Genomic DNA, 9,299 nt, shown 5'->3' on the forward strand with positions numbered 1-9,299 from the left:
GAGGCCCGCTCGGCACCCAGGTCGCCCAGCCGGACACGGCCTCCGGCCGACACCTGCTAACGCACTGTAGTGGAAGTGGGGGCGTCCGTGTGGTCACTGTGCGTATCAACGCGGGTGGTTTCCGTGTCCGCGCCACCATAGTGTGACCCCGGGCGGGTGGCGCGGCTGTCCTGGGCGTCGGCCGGGTCGCCCCCGGGGCCCTAGAGGATCTTGGGTTCCGGGTTGCCCACGGCGGCGATGGCGCGGCGGACCGGCACGAACCACATGAGCACCAGCCCGATCGCGAAGAACACCACCAGGGAGATGATCGCGTAGCGGTAGGAGCCGGTCGTGCTCGCCATGACGGCGAACAGCAGCGGGCCAAGCCAGGAAGTGGCGCGCTCGCCGATCTCGTAGACCGCGAAGTACTGGGCCTCCTTGCCCGGGGGCACCATCTGGCTGAACAGCGACCGCGACAGCGCGTTCGTGCCGCCCAGGACCAGCCCGATGCCGCCCGCGAGGGCGTAGAACTGCGCCGCCTGCCCGGCCTGCACGAAGTAGGCGGAGCCGATGACCACCACCCACACCGACAGGCTGATCATGATGGTCTTCTTCGCGCCGATGCGGCGGGCGACCATGCCGTGCACGACGCCGCCGAGGAACGCGACGAACTGCACGATGAGGATCGTGGTGATCAGCACGTCGGCCTCGAACTTGAGTTCCTCGCGCCCGTACTGCGCCGAGACGTTCGCGACCGTGGCGATGCCGTCGGTGTAGATCAGGTAGGTGCCCAGGAACGCCAGGGTCAGCGGGAACGCCCGGGCGTGGCGCAGCGTGTCGCGCAGTTCGCGGAACCCGGCGGTGACTGGCGAGCCCTCGACCGCGGCGGCTTGGGGCCGGTCGTGGCGGCCGCGCAGGCGGCGCAGCGGGATGAGGGTGAACAGCGCCCACCACAGCCCCGAGATGAGGAACGCGATCTGCGCGGCATTGCCGGAGGTGATGCCGAAGCTGTCGCGGAACAGGTAGATCACCAGCTGCACGGCCAGCGCGGTGCCGCCGCCGAGGAACCCGAACGCCCAGCCCTTGGTCGAGAGGCCGTCGCGCTCGTCGGCGGTGGCGATCTCGGGCAGGTACGAGTAGTAGATGACCACCGAGGTGCCGTAGCCGATGTTGGCGAGGATGAACAGGGCCACCCCCAGTTCCCAGTTCGCGCCGCTGACCAGGGCCATCGCCACGGTGGCCGCGGCGCCGCCGAAGGCGAACAGGGCCAGCATCGGCTTCTTGTTGACCGACCGGTCGGCGATCGCGCCCATCAGCGGCACGATCAGCACCTGCACCACGGTCGCGACCGAGAGCAGGTAGCCCCACAGCGACCCGGCGGGGAAGTCGAGCCCGAACAGGCTGATGTCGCAGTCGCGCAGCTTGTCGGTGTTGCCCGCGGCGTCGGCGGGACACGGGGCTGGCCCGTTGCGGCCGGTGTCGGCGATGGCCGCGGCTGCCGCGACCTCGGTCAGGTACAGCGAGCCGAACACGGTGGTGACCGAGGTGGGGAACACCTGGTTCGCCCAGTCGTACCAGCACCAGCCGCTCTGCTCGCGCTTCCGGGCGGCGGCGGCCGCGGTCCCGGTGCTGTCGTCCACCATGCTCAACGCCGCCTCCACTGTCGTGCTGCCGCTTTCCCAGCGGAGGGTACTGCGCGCGGAACCCGGTGATGATCGACACCGCTGATCCACACCCGATCCCCGGCGGGCTCGCGGACGGGTCAGCGGGCGCGGACGCCGGTGGCCACGCCGGTGATCGTGGTCAGGGTGAACCCGCCCTCGGCGGCGACCACGTCGCGGACCCGGCGCTCGACGATGGAGGCCAGCAACTCCCAGGTCACGTCGGTCTCGGTCGGCCGCGACGACGCGACCAGGGCCAGCGCCGCCTCGGCGGGCACCGCGACGGTGCTGCGCAGCGGTGTCACGGTCACCTCGCCGAAGTGCCGCGACAGCCACGCCTGCGCGTGGTCGAGCGGGAAGCTCTCGTCCGCGTCGAGGAACGGCGGCGGGTCCACCACGCCGCAGTCGCGCGCCGCGGCCCACCACAGCGCGCGCAGCTCCCGCAGGTCGCCCAGGGCGTTGGCCGAGACCACCACCAGCCCGCCGGGGGCGAGGACCCGGGCGAACTCGGCGAGCACGGCGTCGATGTCGGCGACCGCGCGCAGCAGGTGCGGGGCCAGCACCGCCGCGGCGCAGCCCGCGCGCAGCGGCAGCGCGCACGCCTCGCCCGCGACGTCCGCCCGCGACCGGTCGACGGAGACCACGGTGAGGTCGGGCCGGGTCTGTCGTAACCGCCGCCCGATTCTCCGGTCGCCGCCGACGTCCACGACGATCCCCGTGACGTCGGTCAACAGCTCCGCGGTCTTGCCTGGCAGGTCCACCGGCTCCCGGTATGCGCGGTCGAGTGGATCTTCGCGTGTCTCGGTCACGGCGCCAGGATGCCCTGTCTCGCCCAGTCCGTGGCGACCAGCCGGGATGATTCGTCGTCGTTCAGCTCGCCGCCGAGCCGCCGCGGGGAAACCGGTGTGGTCTCGACCGACCCGTCCGGCCGCTCGACGCGTGGCTGGTCGCCCGCCAGCCGCCCGCACACGCCCCGAGGCACGGTGGCGGACGGCGGCTGACACTGAAGGTCAAGTGGAGGTCGAGTCAGGTCCGCTGCCACAGGCCACGCTCGATCAGCACGTCGCGCAGCACCCTGGGCCGGTCGGTCATGATGCCGTCCACGCCCAGGTCGAGCAGCTCGCGCATCTGCTGCGGCTCATCGATCGTCCACACGTGCACCTCCGCGCCGCGGCGGCGGGCCGAGGCGACCAGCCGCTCGTCGACCACGGTCAGCGGCCCGTGCCGCACCGGCACCTGCGCCAGCAGCGGCCGCTTCCCCGGCCGCGTCCACGCCGCGGGCAGCCGCCGCGCCGCCCAGAACGCGGTGATCGCCCGCATCCCCATCGAGGTCAGCACCCCCGGCCCGGCGAGCCTGCGCACCCGGGCCAGCCGCGCCTCGGAGAACGAGGCCAGGCACACCCGGTCCTCGGCGTTGGTCCGGCGCAGCACCGACAGCACCGGCTCGATCGCCGCGGTCGACTTGACGTCGATGTTCACCCGCGCGTCGGGAAGCTCTTCGAGCAGGTCCTCCAACCGGCACACCGGCTCCCGGCCGTCGATCTTGGCCTGCGCCACCGTCCGCCAGGTCTGCTCGGCGACCAGCCCGACCTTGTCGGTGGTGCGGTCCAGCCGCGCGTCGTGGTGGACCACGGCCACCCCGTCGCGGGTGGCGTGCACATCGGTCTCCAGGTACCGGTACCCCTCGGCGACCGCCCGCCGGAACGCGGACAGGGAGTTCTCCATGCCCGCGAGGTCGTCGTAGTGCCACCCGCGGTGGACGAACGCGCGCGGGTAGGGACCGTGGAAGAACCCATGAACGGATCGGTCGGCTCGGTCGGATCGCACCCGTCGAGTGTGCCCCAGCGGCGTGGCTGCGCGGTGCACGCAAAGTGTCCGGCTAGCGTCCAGCGGCATGGCTGCGATTACCCGACTGGCGGAGCCGTCCCGGCGCCGCGACGAGGCCCGGCCGTGCGGCTGGTGCGGCGCCCAGCTGCCCGAGGACACCCGCGCGGGCAGGCCCCGCCGCTACTGCGCCCAGGCGTGCAGGCAGCGCGCCTACGAGCGGCGGACCGCGGTGCAGCGCGGCGGGCTGCCCGAGGACGCGGTCGTGCTGTCCGCCGCGGAGCTCGCCGACCTGCAGGATCGGCTGTTCGCGCTGCGCTGCGCCGCGGAGGACATCCGCACCGCGGCCCGCGACGGAGCCGACGGCGATGAGCTGGGCGAACTGGCCGAACGCGTGTACCTGAGCGCGAAGGACCTTGAGCGACTGCGCTGATCATGACCGGTCCACTACGCTTCGTGCTCATGTCCCCACGAGAACGGGTGAGGGAGGCCGGGTGACGGATCCATCGACCGCCCCGGCGGAGGTCGTGGCCGCCACCGACACCGCCTTCGCGCTCACCGACCACCGCGGCCAGATCAGGTGGGTCAATCCCGCCATGACGGCCCTGCTGGGTCTCACCGCGGCGCAGAGTGTCGACCGTTCGCTCACCGCGCTGCTCGCGGGCGCCCCTGACGCGCCCCGGGAGACCGACGTCGTCATCTCGTTCCCGCTGCCCGAGGGCGCGGGCCACCGCTGGCTGGAGATCCGCTGCACCGCCGCGGCCGACCGGCAGCTGCTGTACCGGGTGACCGACGTGTCCCGGTGGCGGGCCCGCGAGCTCGACGCCGCCGGGCTGGCCGCCCACCAGGACGAGCTGCTGCGCATGGTGGACGAGGACCCGCTGACCGGGCTGCCGAACCGGCGCGCGCTGACCAGGGAGCTGGAGCGGCAGCTCGCGCTGGGCGCGCGCGGGGCGTTCCTGCTGCTCGACCTCGACCACTTCAAGGACATCAACGACCTGCACGGCCACCCCACCGGGGACCGGGTGATGTGCACGCTGGCGTCGCTGCTGCGCGACCGCATCGGCAGCGGGCAGGTCCTGGGCAGGCTCTCCGGCGACGAGTTCGCCGCGGTGCTGGCCGACACCGACGAGCGCGACGCCGTCGCTGCCGCCGACCGGCTGCGCAACGCGATCGCCGCGATCCCGATGAGCGGGGTCGCCGGGGCCAGCCGGATCACCGTCAGCGTCGGCATCGCCACCTTCGACTCCGGGGTGGGCTGGCAGGAGGTGCTGGCGAACGCCGACATGGCCCTCTACGCGTCCAAGGCGGCGGGCCGCAACCGGGTCACCGTCTACGAGCAGGGCCACTACCAGGACACCGCGCTGCGGGTCACCGTGGTCGAGCGGGTCCGGGCCGCGCTCGCCGACGGCGGGTTCGTCCTGCACGCCATGCCGATGGTGAAGCTGGGCAGCGGCCGGGTCATCGGCCACGAGCTGCTGCTGCGCCTGGAGGACGGCCGCGAGCCGCGGCTGGGGCCGGGGGAGTTCCTGCTCGCCGCCGAGCGCAGCGACCTGGTCTTCGAGATAGACCGGTGGGTCGCGGGCAAGGCCATCGAGACCCTGGTGGAGCACCCGTACCCGGGGCTGCGGTTCAACGTCAACGTCTCCGGCCGCACCCTGGAGGACGAGGACTTCGGCGACTTCGTCCTTGACCGGCTGACCGCCGCCGGGGTCGCTCCCGGCCGCCTCGGGTTCGAGATCACCGAGACCGCCGCGGTCACCAACCTCGACGCCGCCCGCAGCCTGGCCCAGCAGCTGCGCGCCAGCGGCTGCCGGATCACCCTGGACGACTTCGGCTCCGGGTTCGGCTCGTTCGTGCACCTCAAGCAGCTGCCCATCACCGGGCTCAAGATCGACGGCGAGTTCGTGCACGGTATCGACTACGGCAGCCGCGACACGGTGCTGGTGCAGGGCATCGTCGACATCGCCCGCGGCCTCGGGCTGTCTGTGGTCGCCGAGTGGGTCGAGCGCGCCACCCAGGTCGAGGCGCTGTCCCGGCTCGGCGTGCGCGTCGCCCAGGGCTTCCACCTGGGCGAGCCGGAGCCGCTGGAGCGGCTGCTCGCCCGCCCGCACGGGGTGTGGATGCGCAGACCCACCCTGATGCGCGACCTCGACGGCGACCCGTCGCTGGCCGCGCAGCTGCGGGAGCACTCGTAGGACCGGTCGGAAGAAATATCCTGGCCGGTGTAGAGAACCTGTCGTCGGCTCCGTCTTCCCCGCGAAAGCGCCCGATGGCGGCGCGGCGAAGCGAGGAGCGCGAGACGTGAAGTACCTGCTGATCATGCAGATCAACCCGGCCATCCTGGAAGCCCTCACCGAGGACGAGAAGGCCGCGATCGGCAGCGGCCACGAGCAGCTGATCAAGACGATGCGGGAGACCGGGGAGCTGATCCTCACCCAGGCCCTGGGCGACCCGAGCACCAGCACCGTCGTCGCCGCCCGCGACGGGGTGCCCGTGGTCACCGACGGCCCGTTCCTGGAGGCCAAGGAGTTCATGGGCGGCTTCTACCTGGTCGACTGCGAGAGCCGGGAACGGGCGCTCGAACTGGCCCGGCTCATCCCGGACACCAAGATCGACGGGCTGGCCGTCGAGGTGCGGCCGGTGATGTTCTCCGCCGGGCCGGACGTGTGAGCGAACACCCTGAGGCGGTCGAGGACCTGCTGCGCCTGCACGGGCCGCGGGTCCTCGGCGTCCTCGTGCGCCACCACGGGCACTTCGACGCCTGCGAGGACGCCGTGCAGGAGGCGCTGCTCGCCGCCGCGCTGCACTGGCCCGAGAAGGGCGTGCCCGCCGACCCGATGGCGTGGCTGGTCACCGTCGCGGGCCGCAAGCTCACCGACCACTGGCGCGGCGAGACCGCCCGCCGCCGCCGCGAGGCCGCCACCTGCCCCGCCGACGTCCTCGCCGCGGGCCCCGACGAGCCCGACCCCCGACACACCGACGACACCCTGGCCCTGCTGTTCCTGTGCTGCCACCCCGACTTGTCGCCCCCGTCGCAGGTCGCGCTGACCCTGCGCGCGGTCGGCGGCCTCACCACCGCCCAGATCGCGCACGCGTTCCTGGTGCCCGAGGCCACCATGGCCCAGCGGATCAGCCGCGCCAAGGCGCGGATCAAGGGCGCCGCCTTCCGCGACCCGCCCGACCCGGCCCGCCTGCGGGTCGTCCTGCACGTGCTCTACCTGATCTTCAACGAGGGCCACACCGCCACCTCCGGCCCCGACCTGCGCCGCCCCGACCTCACCGCCGAGGCCATCCGCCTCACCCGCGTCGTGCACCGGCTGCTGCCCGACGACGGCGAGGTCTCCGCGCTGCTCGCCCTGATGCTGCTCACCGACGCCCGCCGCGCCGCCCGCACCACCGCAGACGGCGCCCTGGTCCCCCTCGCCGAGCAGGACCGCGGCCGCTGGGACCAGGCCGAGATCGCCGAAGGCGTCGCCCTGATCACCGACACCCTCGCCCGCGCCCCACTGGGGGAGTACCTGCTGCAAGCGGCGATCGCCGCCATCCACGCCGAGGCGCCCAGCACCGAGGAAACCGACTGGGCGCAGATCCTGGTCCTCTACGGCATCCTCGACCGCGTCGCGCCCAACCCGATGGTCACCCTCAACCGGGCGGTCGCCCTGGCCAAGGTCCACGGCCCGCGCGCCGGGCTGGACCTGCTCGCCACCCTCGACACCCGGCTGCGCGGACACCACCGGCTCGACGCGGTGCGCGCGCACCTGCTGGAACTCGCGGGCGAGCCCGCCGCCGCCGCGGAGTCCTACCGGCTCGCGGCGCGACGCACCCTGAGCCTGCCCGAGCGCGGCTACCTGCAATCCCAGGCCGCGCGCCTGGGCGGCGACCCGCTCCGCTAGCCTGACCCGGTTCCGTCACGCGAGGCGTCGAGGAGGTGGGAACCCATGACCTCTAGTCCAGGTCGGGTGCTCTCGCCGCACGGCCGCGCGGTCCCGTCGGACAGGTGACCGGGAGAGCGCCCGTCGGCATCCGGCGAAAGGCGCTCATGTCACTGTTAGTCCCCTTTTCCCCCACCATCGCGGTCCTGCTGCGCGCCGCCGGGTGCGTGTTCGCCGAAGACGAGGCCAGCCTCCTCGTCGGCGCGGCCCGCACACCCGCCGAACTCGACGCCCTGGTGCGGCGCCGCGTCGCGGGCGAACCGCTGGAGCACCTGCTCGGCTGGGCGCGGTTCCACGGCCTGCGGATCGCGGTCGACCCCGGCGTGTTCGTCCCCCGCCGCCGCACCGAGTTCCTCGTGGCCCAGGCCGCGGCCCTGGCCGGGACCGTTGTGGTCGACCTGTGCTGCGGCTCCGGCGCGGTCGGCGCCGCCCTGCTCGCCGCCCACCCGGGCATCGACCTGCACGCGGTCGACATCGACCCCGCCGCCGCCCGCTGCGCCGCCCGCAACATCGGCGCCGCGGGCCACGTCTACCAGGGCGACCTCTACCAGCCGCTGCCCGCCGCGCTGCGCGGCCGGGTCGACGTGCTCGTCGCCAACGCCCCCTACGTCCCCACCGGCGCCATCGGCCTGCTTCCCCCGGAGGCCCGCCTGCACGAGCCCCGGGTCGCCCTCGACGGCGGCGCCGACGGCCTCGACGTGGCCCGCCGGGTGGCCGCCGAGGCCGCCCGCTGGCTGGCCCCGGGCGGTCACCTGCTGGTCGAGACCAGCGCGGACCAGGCGCCCAGCACCGCGACCTGCTTCGCGGCCAACGACCTGACCCCGCGCGTGGCGACCGACCCGGACCTCGGCGCCACCGTCGTCATCGGCACCCGGCCCAGCCCTGGGTGAGGCAGTCCGCGGTCCTCGGATCCAGCCGCCGCACCACGGCCAGGGCGTTCGCCCGGTAGACCTCGTTGCTCCGCCGCAGCGGCTCCAGGCGCGCGAGGTTCGCCGCGACGAGCCCGTGCTGGAGTTCGGTCTCGACCCGCAGCCACGTCCGCGCCAGCCCCACCCGCTCCTTGCAGTCGACGTCGGCGACCGCGACGGCCCGCTCCCGGTCGGCGGGAACCGGGGCTGCCAAGTCCCACGCCTTGTCCGCCACGGCCTCCCGCGGCGTCTGATAGGAGTGGCCGCGCTCGCCCATGCAGTCCCGCCACGCCCGGTGCGCCGCCACGACGTCCGGGTGCTCGGCGGACCGGTCCAGCGACTGGGCGTCCAGCTCGGTGAACAGGTCGTGGTCCGCGGCGCCCGCGCCCGCGACGAGCCGCTCGCGGGCCTGCCCCGCGCACCCCTGCCCCTCGCTGCCCGCCGGTCCCTCCAGCGCCTCCGCCGCGCCCGGCGCTTCGAGTTCGACGGCCTGCTGGCGCAGCGTCCGGGTGGGGTCGCCGTCGGGCGGCGGGTGGTACCCGTGCTCGGCGGCGACGGCCGCGTCGAGCACCCCGTAGCGGCGCAGCATCGGGTCATTGCCCGGCGAGACCTGGGGCTCGACCTGCCAGGTGTGCCCGGCTGCGGTCATGCACTCGCCGATGAGCAGGTTCGTGGCCCGCTGGAACAGGAACTCCTGCTCGTGGCCGAACCGGTACCGCTCCAGCGGCAACTGGCTGAAATCGACCGAGGCCACCTGTCCTGCCCCCGCGCCGCCGTCCGGTGGCGCGCCGCAGGCTGCGGCGACCAGGGCCGCCAGAACCACCGCCGCCGTTCTCGCCCGTGTCGTCATCACGTCACCTCCGCGGGCCGGGGGGGGGGGGGGGGGGGGGGGGGGGGGGGGGGGGGGGGGGGGAGGGGGAAGAAGGAGAAAAGGGGGGATGCCGTGTGTTGGTCTCTCCCTTCCATCCCCCTCCTCGCTGCTTTTTTTTGTT

The 9,299-nt window shown here is 73.7% G+C and carries 10 protein-coding genes; 5 read left to right on the forward strand and 5 right to left on the reverse strand.

The annotated features are described in order from the left end of the window. Positions 1–200 precede the first annotated feature (200 nt). The 4 genes from ACZ6SD_RS10265 to ACZ6SD_RS10280 all read right to left on the reverse strand — a co-directional run bounded on the left by ACZ6SD_RS10265 (position 201) and on the right by ACZ6SD_RS10280 (position 3,467). On the reverse strand, positions 201–1,622 hold the full coding sequence (locus ACZ6SD_RS10265) for an MFS transporter (RefSeq protein WP_465316740.1): 1,422 nt from the start codon (positions 1,620–1,622) through the stop codon (positions 201–203). A gap of 119 nt (positions 1,623–1,741) precedes the next feature. After that, complete coding sequence (locus ACZ6SD_RS10270) at positions 1,742–2,449, reverse strand: class I SAM-dependent methyltransferase (protein ID WP_465316604.1); 708 nt, start codon at positions 2,447–2,449, stop codon at positions 1,742–1,744. Next, positions 2,446–2,622 carry a hypothetical protein gene (locus ACZ6SD_RS10275; protein WP_465316605.1) on the reverse strand — a complete coding sequence of 59 codons (177 nt, stop codon included), beginning with the start codon at positions 2,620–2,622 and terminating at the stop codon, positions 2,446–2,448. Before ACZ6SD_RS10275 ends, ACZ6SD_RS10270 begins: the two co-directional genes overlap by 4 nt. A gap of 44 nt (positions 2,623–2,666) precedes the next feature. After that, positions 2,667–3,467: a glycerophosphodiester phosphodiesterase gene (locus tag ACZ6SD_RS10280; RefSeq protein ID WP_465316606.1), complete on the reverse strand. Its 801-nt coding sequence runs from the start codon at positions 3,465–3,467 to the stop codon at positions 2,667–2,669. Between the two features lie 67 nt (positions 3,468–3,534). On the opposite strand from ACZ6SD_RS10280, the gene ACZ6SD_RS10285 reads away from it, so the two are divergent. The 5 genes from ACZ6SD_RS10285 to ACZ6SD_RS10305 all read left to right on the forward strand — a co-directional run bounded on the left by ACZ6SD_RS10285 (position 3,535) and on the right by ACZ6SD_RS10305 (position 8,289). Continuing rightward, entirely contained in the window at positions 3,535–3,897 is a 363-nt protein-coding gene (locus ACZ6SD_RS10285; protein ID WP_465316607.1) for a hypothetical protein, read from the forward strand. A 61-nt stretch (positions 3,898–3,958) separates the two neighbouring features. Then, the gene (locus ACZ6SD_RS10290; protein WP_465316608.1) at positions 3,959–5,662 is read left to right on the forward strand and encodes a putative bifunctional diguanylate cyclase/phosphodiesterase; all 1,704 of its coding nucleotides are present in this window, start codon (positions 3,959–3,961) and stop codon (positions 5,660–5,662) included. A gap of 106 nt (positions 5,663–5,768) precedes the next feature. Continuing rightward, entirely contained in the window at positions 5,769–6,137 is a 369-nt protein-coding gene (locus tag ACZ6SD_RS10295; RefSeq protein ID WP_465316609.1) for a YciI family protein, read from the forward strand. Further along, complete coding sequence (locus ACZ6SD_RS10300; RefSeq protein ID WP_465316610.1) at positions 6,134–7,360, forward strand: RNA polymerase sigma factor; 1,227 nt, start codon at positions 6,134–6,136, stop codon at positions 7,358–7,360. The genes ACZ6SD_RS10295 and ACZ6SD_RS10300 overlap by 4 nt, the downstream gene beginning before the upstream one ends. Before the next feature lie 146 nt (positions 7,361–7,506). Then, on the forward strand, positions 7,507–8,289 hold the full coding sequence (locus ACZ6SD_RS10305; RefSeq protein ID WP_465316611.1) for a putative protein N(5)-glutamine methyltransferase: 783 nt from the start codon (positions 7,507–7,509) through the stop codon (positions 8,287–8,289). Here the strand turns inward: ACZ6SD_RS10305 and ACZ6SD_RS10310 are convergent. Next, a complete protein-coding gene (locus ACZ6SD_RS10310; protein WP_465316612.1) occupies positions 8,261–9,157 on the reverse strand; it encodes a hypothetical protein in 897 nt (298 codons plus the stop codon). The two genes, ACZ6SD_RS10305 and ACZ6SD_RS10310, sit on opposite strands and share 29 nt — an antisense overlap. Positions 9,158–9,299 lie beyond the last annotated feature (142 nt).

Source organism: Actinokineospora sp. NPDC051303, from assembly GCF_055586285.1.

Bases quoted from the DNA above. Each gene is read 5' to 3' on its own strand.
- ACZ6SD_RS10265 (WP_465316740.1), bottom strand. From the start codon at position 1,622: ATGGTGGACGACAGCACCGGGACCGCGGCCGCCGCCGCCCGGAAGCGC.
- ACZ6SD_RS10310 (WP_465316612.1), bottom strand. From the start codon at position 9,157: ATGACGACACGGGCGAGAACGGCGGCGGTGGTTCTGGCGGCCCTGGTC.
- ACZ6SD_RS10305 (WP_465316611.1), top strand. From the start codon at position 7,507: ATGTCACTGTTAGTCCCCTTTTCCCCCACCATCGCGGTCCTGCTGCGC.
- ACZ6SD_RS10285 (WP_465316607.1), top strand. From the start codon at position 3,535: ATGGCTGCGATTACCCGACTGGCGGAGCCGTCCCGGCGCCGCGACGAG.